This is a genomic window from Paenibacillus sp. FSL H8-0261, from assembly GCF_045040645.1.
Lineage (GTDB): Bacteria > Bacillota > Bacilli > Paenibacillales > Paenibacillaceae > Paenibacillus_AQ.
The window spans coordinates 668,972-688,349 of sequence record NZ_CP150297.1; the positions used below are offsets into that span (position 1 = coordinate 668,972).

The 19,378-nt window shown below is 46.6% G+C and carries 17 protein-coding genes; 12 read left to right on the plus strand and 5 right to left on the minus strand.

Annotation, left to right across the window (positions count from 1 at the left end; genetic code table 11):
• Positions 1–215: 215 nt before the first annotated feature.
• The 9 genes from MHI27_RS03000 (at position 216) to MHI27_RS03040 (ending at position 7,998) form a co-directional block, all read left to right on the plus strand.
• Positions 216–1,247: an amidase domain-containing protein gene (locus MHI27_RS03000; RefSeq protein WP_405175538.1), complete on the plus strand. Its 1,032-nt coding sequence runs from the start codon at positions 216–218 to the stop codon at positions 1,245–1,247.
• A 22-nt stretch (positions 1,248–1,269) separates the two neighbouring features.
• Positions 1,270–2,361, plus strand: coding sequence for a D-alanine--D-alanine ligase (locus tag MHI27_RS03005; protein ID WP_076285873.1), 1,092 nt, complete (start codon positions 1,270–1,272; stop codon positions 2,359–2,361).
• Between the two features lie 47 nt (positions 2,362–2,408).
• Entirely contained in the window at positions 2,409–2,726 is a 318-nt protein-coding gene (locus MHI27_RS03010; protein WP_042123954.1) for a hypothetical protein, read from the plus strand.
• Complete coding sequence (gene uvsE / locus MHI27_RS03015) at positions 2,723–3,730, plus strand: UV DNA damage repair endonuclease UvsE (protein ID WP_339244634.1); 1,008 nt, start codon at positions 2,723–2,725, stop codon at positions 3,728–3,730. The genes MHI27_RS03010 and uvsE overlap by 4 nt, the downstream gene beginning before the upstream one ends.
• 237 nt (positions 3,731–3,967) lie before the next feature.
• Positions 3,968–4,852: an inositol monophosphatase family protein gene (locus tag MHI27_RS03020; protein ID WP_405175539.1), complete on the plus strand. Its 885-nt coding sequence runs from the start codon at positions 3,968–3,970 to the stop codon at positions 4,850–4,852.
• A 15-nt stretch (positions 4,853–4,867) separates the two neighbouring features.
• Positions 4,868–5,128 (plus strand): hypothetical protein, encoded by a 261-nt coding sequence (locus MHI27_RS03025; protein WP_076285870.1) that lies wholly within the window; start codon positions 4,868–4,870, stop codon positions 5,126–5,128.
• A 127-nt stretch (positions 5,129–5,255) separates the two neighbouring features.
• On the plus strand, positions 5,256–6,548 hold the full coding sequence (locus MHI27_RS03030; RefSeq protein ID WP_405175540.1) for a stalk domain-containing protein: 1,293 nt from the start codon (positions 5,256–5,258) through the stop codon (positions 6,546–6,548).
• Between the two features lie 100 nt (positions 6,549–6,648).
• Positions 6,649–7,200 carry a peptide deformylase gene (gene def, locus MHI27_RS03035; protein WP_042193240.1) on the plus strand — a complete coding sequence of 184 codons (552 nt, stop codon included), beginning with the start codon at positions 6,649–6,651 and terminating at the stop codon, positions 7,198–7,200.
• Between the two features lie 177 nt (positions 7,201–7,377).
• Positions 7,378–7,998, plus strand: coding sequence for a hypothetical protein (locus MHI27_RS03040; protein ID WP_042184679.1), 621 nt, complete (start codon positions 7,378–7,380; stop codon positions 7,996–7,998).
• A gap of 73 nt (positions 7,999–8,071) precedes the next feature.
• Here MHI27_RS03040 and MHI27_RS03045 read toward each other — a convergent pair whose 3' ends face one another.
• Positions 8,072–9,388 (minus strand): glutamate-1-semialdehyde 2,1-aminomutase, encoded by a 1,317-nt coding sequence (locus MHI27_RS03045; RefSeq protein ID WP_339268602.1) that lies wholly within the window; start codon positions 9,386–9,388, stop codon positions 8,072–8,074.
• A gap of 122 nt (positions 9,389–9,510) precedes the next feature.
• The gene (locus MHI27_RS03050) at positions 9,511–10,563 is read right to left on the minus strand and encodes an LCP family protein (protein WP_076301084.1); all 1,053 of its coding nucleotides are present in this window, start codon (positions 10,561–10,563) and stop codon (positions 9,511–9,513) included.
• Positions 10,564–10,668: 105 nt separating this feature from the next.
• Between MHI27_RS03050 and bcp the strand changes: the two genes are divergently transcribed.
• Both bcp and MHI27_RS03060 read left to right on the plus strand, forming a co-directional pair.
• Positions 10,669–11,136, plus strand: coding sequence for a thioredoxin-dependent thiol peroxidase (gene bcp, locus MHI27_RS03055; protein WP_042184684.1), 468 nt, complete (start codon positions 10,669–10,671; stop codon positions 11,134–11,136).
• 123 nt (positions 11,137–11,259) lie between these two features.
• Positions 11,260–15,543, plus strand: coding sequence for an acyl-CoA dehydratase activase-related protein (locus MHI27_RS03060; RefSeq protein ID WP_405175541.1), 4,284 nt, complete (start codon positions 11,260–11,262; stop codon positions 15,541–15,543).
• Positions 15,544–15,624: 81 nt separating this feature from the next.
• Here MHI27_RS03060 and MHI27_RS03065 read toward each other — a convergent pair whose 3' ends face one another.
• The 3 genes from MHI27_RS03065 to MHI27_RS03075 all read right to left on the minus strand — a co-directional run bounded on the left by MHI27_RS03065 (position 15,625) and on the right by MHI27_RS03075 (position 17,830).
• Positions 15,625–15,936, minus strand: coding sequence for a zinc ribbon domain-containing protein (locus tag MHI27_RS03065; RefSeq protein WP_405175542.1), 312 nt, complete (start codon positions 15,934–15,936; stop codon positions 15,625–15,627).
• Positions 15,937–16,027: 91 nt separating this feature from the next.
• Complete coding sequence (locus MHI27_RS03070; RefSeq protein WP_076301085.1) at positions 16,028–16,978, minus strand: YafY family protein; 951 nt, start codon at positions 16,976–16,978, stop codon at positions 16,028–16,030.
• Positions 16,979–17,161: 183 nt separating this feature from the next.
• Positions 17,162–17,830 (minus strand): DedA family protein, encoded by a 669-nt coding sequence (locus tag MHI27_RS03075; protein ID WP_076285863.1) that lies wholly within the window; start codon positions 17,828–17,830, stop codon positions 17,162–17,164.
• A 107-nt stretch (positions 17,831–17,937) separates the two neighbouring features.
• Here MHI27_RS03075 and MHI27_RS03080 point away from each other — a divergent pair, with 107 nt between their 5' ends.
• The gene (locus tag MHI27_RS03080; RefSeq protein ID WP_405175543.1) at positions 17,938–19,350 is read left to right on the plus strand and encodes a polysaccharide deacetylase family protein; all 1,413 of its coding nucleotides are present in this window, start codon (positions 17,938–17,940) and stop codon (positions 19,348–19,350) included.
• The last annotated feature ends 28 nt before the right edge of the window (positions 19,351–19,378 follow it).

Sequence of the window (19,378 nt, forward strand, 5' to 3'; positions counted from 1 at the left end):
AATTATAACGGTTACAAAGAGGGGAGTAAAGTTTTTTTTCCTATATATAAAGCCCGAATATCGCATCTCTGAAACCATTTAGAGTTACCTCTAAAACGTAAGCTATAAGCAAAGCATATGCCCTACCATGTAAATTGAAGCGATCTGTATAGCGGCCTGTTTCCTTTCATATACATAGAGCAGTAGTTAAAAGGGAATGAAGGGGTGCGAGTATAATGGAACAACAGTGGAAGCAGAGTCTATATGTATATGTAGATCAAGTGAATAAGGCCAAGGTGGAACCTAAGTCCTCATCGCAAACAGTTTCCGTATCCGTTAAAGATCCACGTTTTCTGGTGGAGCAAGGGGAACGTTCACGCCGTATCGCTGAATGGTATACCGCTCGTGGGATCACTCCGCTGCGTGGGGAAACAGGTGTGAAGACTTTACGGACCGTCCGGCAGACTCCGAATGAGGTGGTAGCAGAGGTTACGCTGCATAGTGCACTTTATTATGAAAAAGGAGGCGTTAACCACCGCGAGGATAGGGTTGAGCTGGAGCGGTTGACCTTTGTGCGGGACGGAGGGGGTTGGGAAATCGCTGCTATTGAACGAACCATTCCCGAAAGGAATACAGTTCATAGAGCTGAGGCGGAGTTATCAGGCAGGTTGTCCAAATGGGGGGAAGCTTTGCCTGCTCCGCTGCCATCACAGCCCCTTCTAAACCGGAATATTCTTGGTGAGATCTCGGGCTCAAGAGAGGTTCGCTACAACCGTGAAGAAGCGGTGGCTTATGCCGATCGTTGGTGGAAAGACGGGAATCCGGAGTTCGAAACATTTGAGGTAGATTGTACGAATTATGTCTCCCAATGCCTCTTTGCAGGGGGCGCGCCTATCAACTATACTGGTAAAAGAGAAACGGGTTGGTGGTACAAAGGCTACCAAGGAAAACAAGAATGGTGGAGTTATAGCTGGGCTGTATCAGACAGTCTGCAGCGCTATTTGAGCGTTAGCCGGAGCAGTGGCTTGCGTGCGGAAGTCATGGAGCGGCCGGAGCAATTGATGCTGGGCGATATCATTCAATATGACTGGGATGGTAACGGGCAATATCAGCACAGCACGATCGTCACAGCCTTTGATGCTGGTGGCATGCCGCTTGTGAATGCACGTACAGTTAGCAGTCGTCATCGCTTCTGGGACTATCGTGATTCCTACGCATGGACGGAACAAACGAAATACCGTTTTTTTCATATTAACGACTATTTATAAGACAGAAAGAGGTTGTAAAGGTATGGGGAACGCAAAACTAACCGTAGGGCTGGTGTACGGGGGCAAATCCGGAGAACATGAGGTATCGCTACAGACGGCTTTTGCCGTGATGAACTCATTTGATTACGATAAATATGAGATTATCCCTTTTTATATTTCAAAACAGGGCTTGTGGAAAGTCGGAGAGACGTTATCGGCACCTTATAGTGAGGTAGAGCAGCTCAAGCTTTCAGATGCAACGGAAGATATGGGCACAGCCCTGAATGTAGTATTTAGTGGACTATCCGGTGCGGATAAAGCGGTAGACGTTATGTTCCCACTGCTGCACGGCACGTATGGCGAGGACGGAACAATTCAAGGGTTGTTCGAAATGGCGAATATTCCTTACATTGGGGCTGGTGTTCTTGCCTCTTCGGCAGGGATGGATAAGGTTGTTATGAAGAAGTTATTCGCTGATGCAGGTCTGGATCAGTGTGAATATTGTTATTTTAACATCAGCGCTTGGAAAAGAAAAAGCCATGAGTTGATTGTGGGTGTAGAGGATAAACTGGGATATCCAGTATTCGTAAAGCCTGCTAATCTGGGCTCAAGTGTAGGTATTTCTAAGGCTTCTGATAAGGAAAGTCTTGTAAAAGCTATAGATTTCGCCTTCCGTTATGACACCAAAGTCATTATTGAGGAATTCGTGGATGCTCGTGAGGTAGAGGTCGGTGTGCTCGGAAATGATGAGCCAGAGGCCTCTGTTCCGGGTGAAATCGTTTCTTCTGGAGAATATTATGACTACGCAGCTAAATATACGGATGGTAAATCGCAAATGATGATTCCTGCGCCAGTAGATTCTGAAGTTGCTGATCGTTTGCGGGAGTCCGCGATAACCGCTTTTAGAGCGATTGAGGGTAGCGGGATTACCCGGGCGGACTTCTTCCTGCGGAGATCGGATGGTAAAATTCTAATTAACGAAGTGAATACGATGCCTGGCTTCACTCCTTACAGCATGTATCCGCTATTGTGGCGTGAGACAGGTGTATCCTATAGAGCTCTGTTAGACCGTATGATTGAGTTAGCTTTAGAGCGCTATAATTTCAAACAAGGTCTTAAGTATGATAACGAGTAATTGAAGCTACTAGCGGGTTCATCCCGACTGGAAAGGGGCGACAAAATATGGGTTTTCAAACTGAATTCAATTCCGTCTGTAAGTTCAAGAATGAACAAGAGCTGTACGAGCTGCTGGAGTATGGGCGTACCAAAATGGTGAAGCAGGGCTTTCGCGTGTATCCGACGGGTCAGAAGGTGATTGCCTACACACCTGAGAATGTAGCTGTAGCGATCGTCAAAATCTCAGCCTCGATTGCAGAGATTAATTTTCAGGGGCATGAGGTTACAGCGGTCGAAATGGAACTCGTGCGTAAATTGAATGAAGAAGAATCAAAAGTGCAAACTGCACTAGCAGATGAAATGTTTTTTGGAGCGCAGGGATGATTGTCCGTTTTGGATATGTAGCGATGTCCACCGTTATCAAAGACTGCTCACCATCCAAGACTATGACGATGGCCTCCTTCAAGAAGCTGGATGACCGTGAAGCGGCACTTCGGCGTTTGGAGAACCTCGCTCGGATGAATCTGCACAATACGCTGCGACTAATGAAGCATAATGTGGGTTCGGACATCTTCGTGTACCGTCTCACTTCCAAGTTGATTCCTCTGGCGACGCATCCTGATTTACAGGATTGGAATCCGTTTGCTGCGCTCGCTGAGGAATTCGCGGAAGTGGGGCAATATGTGAAAAAGCATGGGATGCGGGTGTCTTTTCATCCAGATCACTTTACAGTGCTTAGTACACCCCGTCCTGAGGTGCTAGTAAGTTCCATCCGGGATTTGCAGCACCACACGGACATGCTAAATGCTATGGGACTTCCTGCCATGGCGAAGAACAATATTCATATTGGCGGAGCCTATGGGGACAAGCCGGTGGCAGCCAAGCGGTTTGAGAAGCATTTCCGCGAGCTACCAGCAGCGCTGCAGGCACGTATTACGCTGGAGAATGATGATAAGACCTTCACAGCCCCGGAGACACTGGCAGTCTGCCAGAACGTAGGCCTGCCGATGGTGCTGGATATTCACCATCAATGGGTGAATAATGAAGGAGAGCTCCCTTGGGAGCTGTGGCCTGATATTCAGCAGACATGGCGAAGCGAGCTTGCGCAGAAGGATGTTCCGTCTGGAGAGCTTTTCCCGCCTAAGATTCATGTATCTAGTCCGCGCAGTCCGTCTGATCCACGCAGCCATGCAGATGGTGTGGAGCCTGCGCCATTAGTAGCTTTTTTAAAGCGGATAGCTGCAGATACCCCTGCTATTGATGTTATGATTGAGGCAAAACTTAAAGATGGTGCGTTATTTGGATTGATGGAAGCAATGAAGGAGCTGGCTGATGCCGGTAACGGAATTTCTGTATTAAATGGGGCAAGTGTGAATATCGAACCTTAAACAATGAAAATAAGGCGATAGGTCCCGAATACGGGCCCTATCATGACTTGATATGTAACTTGAAATAGGGTACGTTGAATGAAACTTTATTACGATTAACATTCAAGGGATCATAGAAATGGGTATCCCTTATGGCGGAACTTTGAGAACGTTTTGGCGTATTGAACGGTATTGTGAATAGGATTGCTTTAAATTTCATGCCAATGGCGATTATGTTCAAGGAAGCGGAGTGAAGATATGAGTCCTTTAAAACCAGAGGGTAAGAAAGAACGTGAACCCTATGTAGTAACAAGCAAGGGACATACGGCGGTAGCCATTAATGCTGCTGCCAAAGCAGGAGAATGGATAAAAAGCAGACAGGGCCTGGTGAAGGAACTTAATACAAAGACATCAGCACAGGATCTGGTCACGGAAGTAGATAAAGGCGTTGAACAGATGATTCGCAGGTTGATCCTGACACATTATCCAGATCATGCGATCCTCGGTGAGGAAGGCGTTTCCCCGGGAGCAGCAGCAGCAACCGCTGCATTGGAAGAAGCTCGTGAGCATGAATATCTGTGGATTGTAGATCCTGTAGATGGTACGACTAATTTTGTACACGGATTTCCTTTTTACTGTGTCTCCATTGCTTTAGTGATTCGTGGAGAATTAACAGTGGGGGTAATTTACGATCCGATTCGTGATGAAATGTTCGTTGCTGAAAAAGGTAAGGGAGCCTACATGCATGGTGTTCCTACCGAAGTCTCTACGGAGGACGTTTTTGGAGACAGCTTGATTGCAATGGGCTTTCCGCCGGACCGTGAATTTGCGCAACCTGTAAATATGGCAGGACTGCAGAGCATTCTTCCGCAGATTCGTGGTATTCGCGCAGGAGGTTCAGCTGCTCTACACTTGGCTTATGTGGCAGCAGGTCGGGTAGATGGATACTGGGAAGTAGGCTTAAGCCCTTGGGATTGCGCAGCAGGAGTGCTGCTAGTGCTTGAATCAGGGGGCAGAATTACGGATACGCTTGGGCGTCCATACGATATTGGCACTCGTCATATAGTAGCAAGTAATGGTCATATTCACGAATACTTGGTTTCGTCACTGAAGAATGCTGAAGCAACAGGATATAAGCTTTAGGGAGGACGATGCATCATGAGCGAGAAGGATGATCTGGAACGCAAGCTAAGCGAAATGTTGGTTGATGGTGAGATGGAACAGGGTGACCGTATAGCTAAAGAAATCCGTGAGATCTCTCCGAAGTATGAAATTCGTATCCAGACCACAATGGATCCTATTGTGGAGGAGACGCTGCGGTATCGTAAGATTGGACATGAACTAGACGATCGATATGATAAATATCTGGAACGTGCCGGGAAACATTTGAATTCACAAGAGGATTCAAATAAAGAATAAGACATTCGTTTCTAGCTGTGATAATAATTGTGATGTTCAGAGCGGTTTCCCGAATATGGGAGGCCGCTCTTTTGCGTTGCTATCAGGGATGGTAGAATGAGAATTAGAACATTTTGGGAGGGATACGATGCTAAGTAAGTGGAGAAGAATTTTAGCAGCTAGCACAAGCAGTATGCTTTTGTTATCTGTGCTGATTGGCGTAGGTGCCGGATCGGCAAATGCAGCTGACACGTCTACATCACAAGATGCAAGTCAGGATGTCTTTCGCATCGTAGCTCTTGGCGATTCGATTACTGCCGGATACGAGCCGGGAATGACGGATGTGAATACCAAGCCTTACGGTTATGCGGAGCGACTACTGGAGCAGGGGTGGTATCATGGCCGGAGCGAGCTTACCAATTATGGTATTCTTGGATTGACCACTGCTGGATTACGTAATTACACTGGAGCCATCAAGGACGGCTCAGCGATTACCGCTGAAGGTATTCAGTCAGGTCTTCCAGATCCGCGGATTGACCAATTCGTAAAGTTAACCCCGCAGATCGCATCAGAGCTGAAGGAAGCCGATCTGATTACGATTACAATTGGCGGGAATGATGTAAGCCGTCTTTTCTTACAGGTGAAGGAGCTGACAGATACAGATTTTGAATCTCAGCTGGAGCAGAAGCTAGCGGATTACAATACGAATGTGAAGGCGAGTCTTGAGAATATTCGTGCGATAAATCCTCAAGCAACAATTATATTGGCTGACCAATACCAGCCTGCTCCTAAGATCGCTCTTGGTGCGATGTACACTAAATTGATGACCGCAGCAGCGAAATTTACGGATTCGGCAGATCGTGTGGCTGCAAGTACGAATCAAGAGGGAGCAAAGGTAGTAGTAGCTCATGTAGCGGCAAAGTTTGCCGGCTCAGAGGGATCACTCACACATATTATCGGGGCAGGACAAGCGGATTTTCACCCTACGCAGCTTGGATACGAGACCATTGCAAAAGTATTTGCTGAATTACAATGGGGGGAATACCGCATTCCCACTGTAGCGGTGACGGCTACGGATACTGTACCGATGTCGATTGTTGTAAAGGGTGTGGAGTTAAATACGCCGAATAAGCCCATCCTTAAGAATGGTCAGAACTTCTTGGCGCTTAAAGATATTCTAAATGCCGTAGGCGCTAATGGAAAGTGGGATAATAAGACCTCCAGTGCTACTATTGAATACGGTGGCCGGACGGTTGTAATCACGATCGGTAGCAAATTTATTAAGGTGAATGGACAGAATGTAGCCATTGATACCCCTGCTTTTCTGCAAAAGGTAGGCAAAGAAGATAAAACTTATCTTCCCCTTGCCGCATTGGCGACCGGACTTGGATTTGATGTTAATTATAGTAGCAAACTGCGAACGGCTTTCATAAATCCATAAATCTGCATACTATATCATAGGTATTTTAAATTAAGCCCGTAAGGCAAAGGTGGATGGAATATTGTCTAGTTCAAAATTTAGTGCTGAATATATCATCACTATGGATGATATTGTACGGGAAGGTCATCCCGTACTTCGTACCGTAGCTCAACCAGTGGAGCTTCCTCTACAGGAGGAGGATCGCGAGACTCTGCAATGTATGCTTCAGTTTCTGAAGAACAGCCAGGACCCGGAGATTTCCGAAGAATACAATTTACGCTCTGGCGTAGGTCTGTCGGCGAATCAAATCGGACTGTTGAAGCGTATGTTCGTGATGTATTCTACGGACGAGAGAGGGAGGATTGTAGAGCATGCTTGGGTTAACCCTAAGATCATCAGTCACTCACTAACCATGGTGTACTTACCGGAGAGCGAGGGGTGTCTGTCCGTTGATCGGCCGGTGCATGGTTTTGTACCTCGTTATGAATCTGTGAAGGTAAAGGGATATGATCTTGAGGGGAAGGAAGTGGTCCTTAAATTTAAGGGCTACCAAGCCATCATTATCCAGCATGAGATTGATCATCTCGATGGGATCATGTTCTACGACCGAATCAACAAGGAAAATCCATTCAAGCTTCCTCAGGGAGTGGAAATCCGTAACTTGTACGAGTAAAAGAAAATCTCTGAATCATAAAGCGTGTGGTCTTGCAGCATAAAGCTGAGGGGTACATGCTTTTTTTTTGCTATCTGCAAGATTGAAAGATTTCGAATATTTTACAAATTAATCCACAGGAGGTACCATATAGCTAATGGGTAGAAAGTAACTTTATTATAAGAAGGAGGTTATTAAATGGGTTGGGGTAGAATGCCAATAAGAGGCGTGGTCAACGAATATAATGATGAGGTTAAGAAGATTGATGAGCAGATTTTGACTCTGATTCAGGAACGTAAAGCTATAACAGGCAAAAAACGGTTCTCCCCCGAAAGTGAGCTCCTTGAGGAATGGTCAACTAGATTCGAGATGGACACTTCTCAGATTGTACAGTATATACACAGTCTGAATGAGGCTGTGCCCAGACGGAAATATTGGGAAGAGCCCGGTTTACTGCTCGGCGTACTTCCAATTGTGAAGCGGACAGTCCTCGAAGATTGCGAGTATACACTTACACATGCTATGCAGTATGAAACGCTCAGTATAGTTACTGTGGAGATTAAGTATTTAAAAGAAACAGTGGAGCAAGTTTATCTTAAACCGGCTCTAACATTGGAGATTTTGAGCGAGGCAGCCTATGAAATCCAGCAGCATGGAGGTCACGGAGGGGGAGCTCATACACAAATGCAGTTCTTGGTCTCGCCACCGCTGCCAGCGGATCTGGATACGGTTCAATTTGCCTTAATACCCGGAGGAGACCAAATGTTTCGACCTGCCATGACAGAGATTATATTGGACAAGCAAATTGATTTCGAATAGTGCCTATGCAAAAAACCTACCACCAGAAGCTTGGTGGTAGGTTTTAGTATGTTTAGTGGCTGTAAATAACGTCTTATTTCTCAGCCGCCATAGCGCGGAATGATTCTTCTGCTGCAATCAGCGTAGCGTCGATATCTGCATCGGTATGTGCTGTCGTTAGGAACCAAGCTTCATATTTCGAAGGGGCGAGGTTAATCCCTCGGTTCAACATGTGCCGGAAGAAGCTGCCGAACAATTCGCCATCTGTATCCTGTGCCTCATCGTAATTTGTAACTGGATGCTTACAGAAATGAGTAGAGAATGAACCACGGATGCGGTTGATCGTCAGTGGAATGCCATGACGGTCAGCGGATTCCTGAAGACCGCCGACAAGGCGGATCGCAAGCCGTTCCATCTCATCATATACGCCTTCTGCGCTCAGCACTTCCAGACAGGCGATCCCTGCGGAAATGGAAGCAGGATTTCCCGCCATTGTTCCCGCTTGGTATGCCGGTCCTAGTGGGGCTACTTGTTCCATCACATGCTTACGTCCGCCGTACGCGCCGATCGGTAGACCGCCGCCGATGATTTTGCCGAGTGCTGTAAGGTCAGGAGTAATGTCTTCATGGTTATCCAGTCCTGCATATGTCTGTGTGGAACCATAGTGGAAGCGGAAGGCCGTAATGACTTCGTCATAAATAACGAGTGAGCCGTTAGCATGAGCCAGCTTGCAGAGCCCTTCGAGGAATCCGGGCTTCGGCATCACCATACCGAAATTACCGACGATCGGTTCAACCATTACAGCGGCGACATCTTCGCCCCATTTTTCTAGTGCCTCTTGCAGGCTTTCCAGATCATTAAACGGAACAGTGATTACTTCCTGTGCAATACTGCTAGGAACGCCGGCACTATCTGGAATGCCAAGCGTAGAAGGCCCGGATCCTGCTGCTACGAGCACTAGATCAGAGTGGCCGTGATAACAGCCAGCAAATTTTACGATTTTACTGCGCTTTGTATAAGCACGAGCGACACGAATGGTAGTCATAACCGCTTCTGTGCCTGAATTGACAAACCGGACTTTATCCATAGACGGAATAGCTTCTTTAAGCATTTTAGCAAGCTTAATTTCGAGCTCTGTTGGGGTTCCGTAAAGAACACCATTCTCAGCTGCAGTGGTAATTGCCTTCGTTATATGTGGGTGAGCATGGCCGGTAATGATCGGTCCATAGGCTTGGAGATAGTCGATATATTCATTGCCATCTACATCCCAAAAGTGAGATCCGCTGGCACGTTTCATAAATACAGGTGCTCCGCCTCCAACGGCTTTAAAAGAGCGGGAAGGGCTATTTACACCTCCAACGATATGTTGAAGGGCTTCGTGATAAAGTTGCTCAGATGTGGAACGATTCATAATGTGATCATCCTTTCGATTGTTGGTGCTCATGGCAACGGGCGAACAACGGTGTTTCCGCTGTCCGCCCGTATTATACCATTGCCTGTAGTGTCTACTTGTGAACGTTGCTTGTCAGATCTTTATTGGGTTCCGCTAGTGTTACTATTTGAAGTAGTCTCTGGTGAACTTGAAGGTGTAGGCGTTGGCTCAGGGCCATTTAAGGTATCCTGAACAAATTCCTTTAATTTTTTCTCACTGCGAATGCCTATAACCTGCGATCCGTCACTTGTAGTTTCCTCTTTGAGCAGATCCATTGGCGGAATTTGCTCACTACCGCCCATGGTACTATCGTACCCAACGGTTGCAAGCTTCCACATATCATTTACTGTCAGATTAGTTTCGATATAAGGCGTAACTTGAGACAGGATATTCGGTAGCTTGATTATGGATGTGGTCTTGATCAGCTTGTCAGCCACAACCTTGAGAAAAGCACGCTGGCGCTCGGTCCGAGTGAAGTCGGAGGTAGCGTCATGTCGAAAACGTACATATTGCAGAGCTTTATTACCGTCGAGATGCTGATATCCTTTTTTAAGATCAATGTCATACTCGGGACCATCTGCAATGGTCTTGTACACCATATCTTTCTCGACTTCATAATCTACACCACCAACGGCATCTACTAGCTTGATGAATCCTTGGAAGTCCGTGTAGACATAATATTGAATCGGGATGCCGAGCAGATCGCTTACAGTCTGCATCGCCGTGTTAGGTCCATAAATGATAGCTGAATTAATACGTTTTTCGCCGTGATCTGGAATCGGAACGTAAGTGTCTCTAAGAATTGAGAATACGCTGATTTTCTTCTTCACGGGATCAAGTGAGGCTACGAGCATTGTATCAGAACGAGGAATTTCTCCCTTCTTGACACCGCGGGCATCTACGCCCATTAGCAGTATATTAACAGGCTCTGTACCTTCCCATTTTGGAGGTTCTGGCGTGTCGACATCAACAGTTTCAGCATTCTTAAATGGTGAATTCTCGGTGTTCGACATGCTGCCAAGCTCAGTGTAGATGGATGTAAAGTAGTAAATGGCTCCACCGATAATAAGGAGGAGTATAATGGCCAGTGTCCAAAGCAGCGGTTTCTTTTTTGACTTACCAGTCTTTGCGTGCCTTTTCTTTCTAGGTGGCATTTCTCGTTCTTCCTTTCGCATTCACATTCTCTACATTATAATTTCTTTTGGGGATACGCGCAATTCATGCTCGATCCTCCAATATCAAGAAGGAGTGGATATAACTTGAACGTAGTAGCTATTGGACAAAAAGTACCGAATTTCACTCTTCCGTCTTCCAACGGGCAAGAGGTTAGTTTAAGTGATTACCTGGGCCGAAAGGTCATTTTATATTTTTATCCTAAAAATATGACACCAGCCTGTACGCAGGAGGCCTGCGAATTCCGGGACGCCCATGATCAGATTACTACGCTTGGTGCGGTTGTTTTAGGCATCAGTCCAGATCCTTTAGCTTCGCATATGAGATTTACGGAGAAGAACAGTCTACCCTTTCCACTGTTGTCTGATGAGGATCATAAGGTCAGTGAAATGTTCGGTGTATGGCAGCTTAAGAAGCTCTATGGTAGAGAATTCATGGGCATTGTACGTTCTACTTTTCTGATCGATGAGCAGGGGATCTTAGTGGAAGAATGGCGGAAAGTACGAGTGAAAGGTCATGTAGCATCTGCCATAGCAGGGATTTCCAAATCATAAAGTTTGTTAATAACTTTTTGTAAAAGTCTGTTACATTTTTAACAGCTTTCATAAGGTGTTGTCATGATATAGTTTCCTCATAATTGCTTCAAATTTGGAGCAAGACGAGGTGGTGTAGTGATAATGCTGCGTATTGGCCTTGATATCGGATCAACTACTGCGAAAGTGGTTGTTATAGAGCGTAACACTATTGTTTATCAGGACTATGTAAGACATTATAGCGATATAAAAAAAGCAGCCCTCTCTCTTCTATCTGATGTACAGAGCAGATTTCCTGAGAGAGGCGCAGCCCTTACTGTAAGCGGTTCCTCGGGCTTATCTTTATCCAAACTGGGAGGCGTACCGTTCGTTCAAGAGGTGATCGCCTGTACAAAGGCGATTGGCGAGCTGATTCCAGAATGCGATACGGCGATTGAACTGGGTGGTGAGGACGCCAAGATCATCTATCTCCGAGGCGGCATTGAGCAGCGTATGAATACGGCTTGCGCGGGAGGAACGGGAGCATTTATTGATCAAATGGCATCACTGCTACAGACCGACCCAGCGGGCTTAAACGCATTGGCAGAGAAGCATGAGCGAATCTATCCTATCGCTTCACGCTGCGGTGTATTCGCCAAAAGCGATGTGCAGCCGCTACTAAACGAGGGGGCCCGCCGGGAGGATGTGGCGGCTTCAATCTTTCAGAGTATTGTTAATCAGACGATCAGCGGTCTCGCTTGCGGACGTCCGATTCGCGGACGGGTGGCTTTCCTTGGCGGACCGCTAACCTTCCTGCCAGCCCTGCGTCAGCGTTTTGCGGAGACACTTGAACTTGCGGAGTCAGATATTCTTTTCCCCGAGCGGTCGCAGTATTTCGTAGCGATTGGATCAGCACTCTCTGAAGCGGATCCTACTATTTTGCCGCTTTCAGGCTGGATCGCGCGAATAGCGGCTGTGGATTTTACAGCGGATCGGGCAGCGGATGCTGAATTACCACCGCTGTTTGAGAACCCCGAAGAGCTTGCTGCGTTCCGTCAGCGCCATGGTAAAGCTTCTGCTGCCAGATCAGACCTGGCTGTGTATCGTGGCCCTTGTTATCTGGGGATCGATGCGGGGTCAACAACAACCAAACTCGTATTGACCGGCTCTGCTGACGAAATTCTACATACCTTTTATGGCAGCAACAAGGGGAATCCCTTGTATTCTGTCAGTGAGGCACTGAAGGAAATGTATCGGGTTCTACCGGAAGGCTGTTATATTGCAGGTTCTTATGTAACAGGTTATGGAGAGGGGCTAATCAAAGCCGCTTTATGGACGGACGGCGGTGAAGTGGAGACGGTTGCTCATTACAAGGCCGCATCTAAGTTCATGCCGGAAGTAGACTTTATTCTGGATATCGGCGGACAGGACATGAAATGCATCAAGATCCGCGGCGGTGCTATCGACAGTCTAATGCTCAATGAAGCCTGTTCGGCAGGCTGCGGCTCTTTTCTGGAGAGCTTTGCTTCTGCGCTCGGATTAGGTATCGAGGAGTTTGCGAAGTCAGCGCTGGAAGCAGTCAAACCTGTTAATTTGGGTTCCCGCTGTACGGTATTCATGAATTCTAAAGTGAAGCAGGTTCAGAAGGAAGGTGCGTCGCTGGCTGATCTTTCGGCAGGTCTTGCCTATTCCGTAATTAAGAATGCCCTGCAAAAAGTAATTAAAATTCGCAACCCTGAGGATTTAGGGCGGAATATTATTGTTCAGGGCGGCACCTTCTATAACGAAGCCGTATTGCGGGCCTTTGAGCGCCTAACGGGGAGAACGGTAGTCAGACCGGATATTGCTGGCGTTATGGGAGCGTACGGTTGTGCACTGATTGCCCGTGAGCAAGCAGGGGCTGACGGAAAAAGTACACTGCTTGGACCGGAGGAAATAGCCAACTTTAAGTACGAGGTATCTTCAGGTCGCTGTGGCCGCTGTGGAAATAACTGTGCGTTAACGATCAGTCGGTTCCCGGACAAGAGCTTCTACGTTACAGGCAATCGCTGTGAGCGTGGTGCAGGAGGCAGGAAAGAGAAGAATGTACTGCCAAATTTGATGCAGTATAAGTATGAACGTTTCTTTGACTATGAAGCATTACCTGAGGCAGGTGCAGCACGGGGCACTGTCGGTATTCCACGTACGATGAATATGTTCGAGAATTACCCGTTCTGGCACACTTTTTTCACCAAACTTGGCTACCGGGTAATTCTCTCTCCTAAATCAAGCAAGAAGCTCTATGAAAGTGGGATGGATACGATTCCTTCAGAATCGATCTGCTATCCTGCAAAGATGGCGCACGGACATGTGCAGAGCTTGATCGGTAAAGGCGTCGATTTTATTTTTTATCCTGCCGTAGTGTATGAGAAGAAGGAAGATGAAGCAGCGGATAATCATTTCAATTGTCCGGTGGTCGCCTCTTACCCTGAGGTCATTCGCAACAATATGGATGGACTAAAGGATAATGGAATCACGCTGGTCAGTCCGTTTCTGACCTTCGACGATAGATCTGCGCTGACTAAGGGACTCGTGAAGACATTTACAGGGATTCCGAGAGAAGAGATTGCGAATGCTGTGCAGGCAGGACTTGCTGAAGCTGACCGCGCCAAAAGTGATGTGCGTACCAAAGGTGAAGAGACGCTTGCGTATCTTGCCAGCACTGGGAACAAGGGAATACTTCTCTGTGGTCACCCTTATCATGCGGATCCTGAAATTAATCACGGCATTGCAGATATGATTACCGGTATGGGACTCGCCGTGCTGACAGAAGATTCTGTCTGCCATCTGGACCGAAGTGAAGGGGATGTGGCGGTAGTTAATCAGTGGACCTATCATGCCCGAATGTACCGCGCAGCCCGCCTTGCCGCAGTCCGAACCGACCTGGAGCTTGTTCAATTGACTTCCTTCGGTTGTGGGATTGATGCGATCACCTGTGATGCCGTACAAGACATTATGGAAAGGCATAACAAAGTATATACGCTGATCAAAATCGATGAGATTAGCAACCTTGGCGCTGCGCGCATTCGGCTGCGTTCACTGCTGGCAGCGATGCGCGAACGGGAAAAAGGAAAGGTGCTGCCACAGAAGCCGCCTAAAATACAGGCTAATGTAGCATTCACGAAGGAAATGAAAGAAACGTACACGATCCTTGCGCCGCAGATGTCGCCCATTCATTTTGAATTGTTTGAACAGGTCTTCCGCGATGCGGGATACCGTCTCAAGATCCTTGAAACCACTGGGCCTGAAGAGACGGAAGAGGGCCTTAGATACGTTAACAATGATGCATGTTATCCCGCTATTGTAACGATAGGGCAGATTCTGTCGGCACTGAAGAGTGGGGACTATGATCCGAATCGTACCGCTGTAATCATGTCACAGACGGGCGGTGGCTGCCGGGCGACGAATTATATTTCTTTGCTCCGCAAAGCCCTAAAGGATTCAGACCTAGAACAGATTCCTGTGATTTCGCTGAATGCTTCTGGAATGGAGAACCAGCCAGGCTTCCGAATCAGTCTTAAGCTGGCAAATCGGCTGATCGCTGCGGCTTGCTATGGTGATCTAATGATGCGGTTGCTAAATCATTTTAGGCCGTATGAGGTCGTTCCACAGAGTGCTGAGCGTTTATTCCGTAAGGGGATGGAGCGCTGTAAGGTCAGCCTAGTCAACTTCTCGTTCCGAGAATATAAACGTCTGATTCGTGAAATTGTAGCTGATTTTTGTAAGCTGCCCGTTACAGGTGCTACTAAACCAAGAGTAGGCATTGTTGGAGAGATCCTGATTAAATTTCATCCGGACGCCAACAACCGCATCATCGAGATGATTGAGGCAGAGGGCGGAGAAGCGGTAATGCCAGACTTCTTAGATTTCATCTTTTATTGCGTGTATAATCCGATCTACAAAGCCGAGCAATTCGGTAAAAGTAAACGGCTAGGATATATTAATCCGATGTTGATCTCCTATCTGGAGATTTATCGCAAGCCGATAAAGGTAGCTCTTGAGGATGCCGGACTGGCTAAAGGACGGGAAAATATTTATGGTCTTGCTGAGAAGGCCAGCCGACTGGTATCCGTAGGAAATCAGATGGGTGAGGGATGGTTCCTGACTGCAGAAATGATGGATCTGCTGGATAATGGTGTGAATAATATTGCTTGTATTCAACCGTTCGCCTGCTTGCCCAATCATATTACCGGGCGTGGGATGATTAAGGGCCTTAAGGAGTTGTATCCAGGTGCGAATATCGTCGCCATTGATTATGATGCTGGAGTTAGTGTAGTTAACCAAGCGAATCGAATCAAGCTGATGATGTCGATTGCCAGCAGTCAGGAAGGGAATGCTGTGTCTGATTTAGAACCATCACTTAAATCGCTGCAGCAGCCCCTACTTGAAGGCTCCTACAGTTTGACCTGAGCTTAAAAAGGTAACATATAGACGAAGTGCCTATAAAAAGCGGACCAAGAATTCACTTGGTCCGCTTTTTTGTGCTGATTATTAGTTTGTTGAAGGAGAGCTGGCTACGCCTCTCCACCGTTTCAGATGAGGCAGCTGTTCGGCGAGTAATTTGCGGGCGACAGCCTCATCCATTCCTTCTTGAACCAAGTAGCTTGTACAAATGTCAGACATTTCTTGCAGCGTAATATCAGGCTGTTTAAATGCTCCATCTTCGTAGCAGTATACACAATAATCCTCGATCTTTTGCCCTTCCTTGTTCGTTCCAAGTAAATCTTCCGTAGGCATAGGCATCCCACAGCTTTGACAAAATTTCGATTCGCCTTGCATTTGCCCTACATGCTCTTGATTCATATACAGCACTCCTTTTAAAAGTATGCGAAGCTTATGAGCACTCGCTTTAAGTACATTATAGAACTATGAATCTGACGACATACCGTCAGGTTTAAAGCGAGGTTGCATATTTTTTGGCAACCCCAAGAGCCAACTCTCCAAGCTTCTGACGAATATGTTCCGGCTCTAGCACTTCTAAAGCCGTTCCGAAGCTGAGCAAGAAACCATAGAGCCATCCGTCCTCGGGATAATGGATGGACACGTTATATCCACCATGTCCGTCCGGTTGAAGCTCAGTGGAGTCAAAGCGATCTTCCGCTAGATGTCTGCCTTCAGCTGTGAAGTGCAGAAGGATTGGCGACACTACTGAGGCAGAAGTCACTCGCTGATAATCAGTGCTCCAGGGTAGCTCATGCATGTCCCTATCTTCTCTAATGAACTCCCGTTTTTCTTTAACGAGTCCTTTCATACGATGCAGCTTGAATAATCTGAAATCCTGGCGTTGCAGGCAGTAACCATACAAGTACCATGCTTGTCCTTTTAAGACTAAAGTATAGGGCTCGACAGAACGCTGACTGGACTGCCCCTCGGCATTGACATAATCAAAGGCCACAGTTCTATTTTCTTCCAGCGCCTCTTTTAGAGTTGCAATCTTCTCTTCTAGGATAGGCTGAAGACCCCAAGGAGAGAAATCGATGATAAGCTGGGTCGTTTTGCTTCGGAAAGCGGCGGTCTGTGAGGGCGGGATTACGCTACTGATCTTCTCCATGAGCAGAGTGTGTTCAGTTCCTCCATAAGAGGAGACGCTTTGCAGAGCGGAAAAAATATCAGCCAGCTCGCGGTCGGTCAATACATTGCGGTCTAACCGGTAGCCTTCCATAAGGCCGATACCACCACCCGATCCCTGATAGGTGACGATAGGAATTCCAGCCCCATTAATACTTTCAATATCACGGTAAATGGTACGCACGGACACTTCGAACATGTCGGCGAGCTCCTTCGCCTGAATGAGACGCCGGTTCATTAGTAGAATGACGATAGAGAGCAATCGATCAATTTTCAAAAATAGAGCCCTCCTTTTCGGATAATTTCGTTATGTAATGATGTACTACATCTTAGCAAATTCTTGAAAATAAAGCATGGATAGAGCCTCGGGCGCTGGGATTTACTGGGGGAGCAGGGTTTTCTATAATTGCTATACTGTTGGCAGGGTATGCGTTGATACGTAGTAAAAAGAGCGGTGAATTCACCGCTCCTTGGAAGGTTTTTTAATCTGGGCCTGAATCCGAGTGGCAGCTTTGCCAGGGAAGAGGCGGGCACCAATGTTTTTGCGATAACGGTAAATGATCACAAGAGCTGCTATTACTGCACCACCAGAAATAATCCAAAGCGCATATGACTCGAACAAATGGAAGATGCCCATCCACTGTGGACCAAACACCTTTCCGATGCTAAGAAACAGTACTACCCAGAATACGGCTCCACTATAAGCATATAGGGCGAATTTACGGAAGGGAAGCGCGATAATACCAGCAAAATAACCTGTAAAGTGCCGTACCCCTGGAATGAAATAACCGATAAAAATTAGAAAGCTTCCGTATTTCTCAAACCATTTCTGTGTTTTTTCTAGCTTAGTAGGTGAGAATAGAAACCATTTTCCATATCGCTGGATAAAGGGCATACCGGCTTTTAATCCGACAAAATAGGTGAGGGTCATCCCAGCTGTGGTGCCTGCAAAAGCAACTACAATTAGCGTAAAGAAATCAAGTCTCCCAGTATAGGAAAGGAAACCGGCAAACGCCATAGTGGTCTCTCCGGGAAAGGGCAGGGCAACGAACTCGAGAAGTAATCCAAAGAATAATACGCTATATCCATATTTGGTGAATAATTCTTGTATAAAACTCAGCATTTCCATAAGATTGTCACTCTCCAAGAGGCAGTTGCCTTATTCTATTTTACAGCTTGTCTTCATACAATCTACCAAATGGCTTTTAAGCCAATAGAATGCTGGAGGTAGAGAAGATGAAGGGTAATAAAAGCGCACACAGCCGCCGAAAGTTGATAAGCGGATTGCTCGTTATGGTTGTAATATTCATCGTAATGCTCGGATGGAGTATAGGGAAAAACTTGAATTCATGGGAGCTCCGATCCTTGCAGCCCGCTAGCGCCGAGTCTGTATCTGTTAAGAATAAGCTTACCGCAGCGACGATGCAAGATTTGCCATCTGCAGTAGAACCACTCGCTTCTGCATCTCCGGAAGTTCACTCCTCTTCAAGTGCGGCCCTTACTGTGACTCAACTCCCTCAAGCTAATGGGGTAGAGAAAATATCCAAGGTTTCGACAACGAGTTCTGCAATCACAGCAGCAAAAAAATCTAAAAAAACAGTCTATATTACATTTGACGACGGACCTAGCGATAACACCTTCAGTGTACTTGAAATTTTACATCAGGAAGGTGTGAAGGCAACCTTTTTTGTTCTTGGTAATCAAGCGAAAAGCCATCCTGAGCTCATCGACTCCATATGGGAACAGGGCCATGCGATTGGCAATCATACCTATAATCATAATTACCATGATTTATATAGTGGATTCACGGAATTTTGGAATCAAATTAAACAGACTGAAGAGATTGTTCAGGGGATTACAGGGGTTCGGCCACAGCTTATCCGGGCCCCAGGTGGAACCTATGATCATTTTGATAATACCTATTTCAATTTATTGAAGCAAGCAGGTTATAAGGTGATGGATTGGACGGTGGATAGCGGCGATTCTAAACGGAAAGGCGTGCCAGCCTCAGAAATTTTGAAGGAATCCACAATGGATATGAAGTCTTCCCAGGTTATTTTGCTGCTACATGATGGTGGCGGTCATCAAGAGAGCGTCAAAGCGCTGCCGGACATTATTGCACGCTATAAGGCGGCTGGATATGACTTTGGCCTATTGGATGAAACGGTAGAACCTGTACAATTTAGAGTCTCTGCAAAAGCCACTAATTTGGGGCGGAAAAAGCCTTCAGAAGCTTGGGTCGCCTCAAATATCACACCGAATGCGGAGCTCTTTGCGCCTGGAAAGCCATTGATTCTGGAGGTAGGAAAGCTGGAGACGAAGCTGAATACCGGGGAATATTCTGTGCGAAATGGACAGTATATGGTTCCGCTTCGTGCTGTAATTGAACGGCTTGGAGGGCGAGTTAGCTGGGATGTGAATAGCCGAAGTGGAGAAATAGATTGGAACGGGAAAGCGGTCATTGCCGATGTAATGAACAAACAATTGATTCTAAACCATCCTGATAAGGGTCAAAAGACAATCGATGCGAGGGTAGAAATGATTGGTGGATCGATCTGGGTATCGCTACGAGAACTGCTGGAGACAACAGGTCATCCTCCGCTTAATATAAGCGTTACTGAAGTAGAACGCCGGGTAAAAACATTCTGAAAGAAGAGCTGAGGCTGTCTAGTAAAAA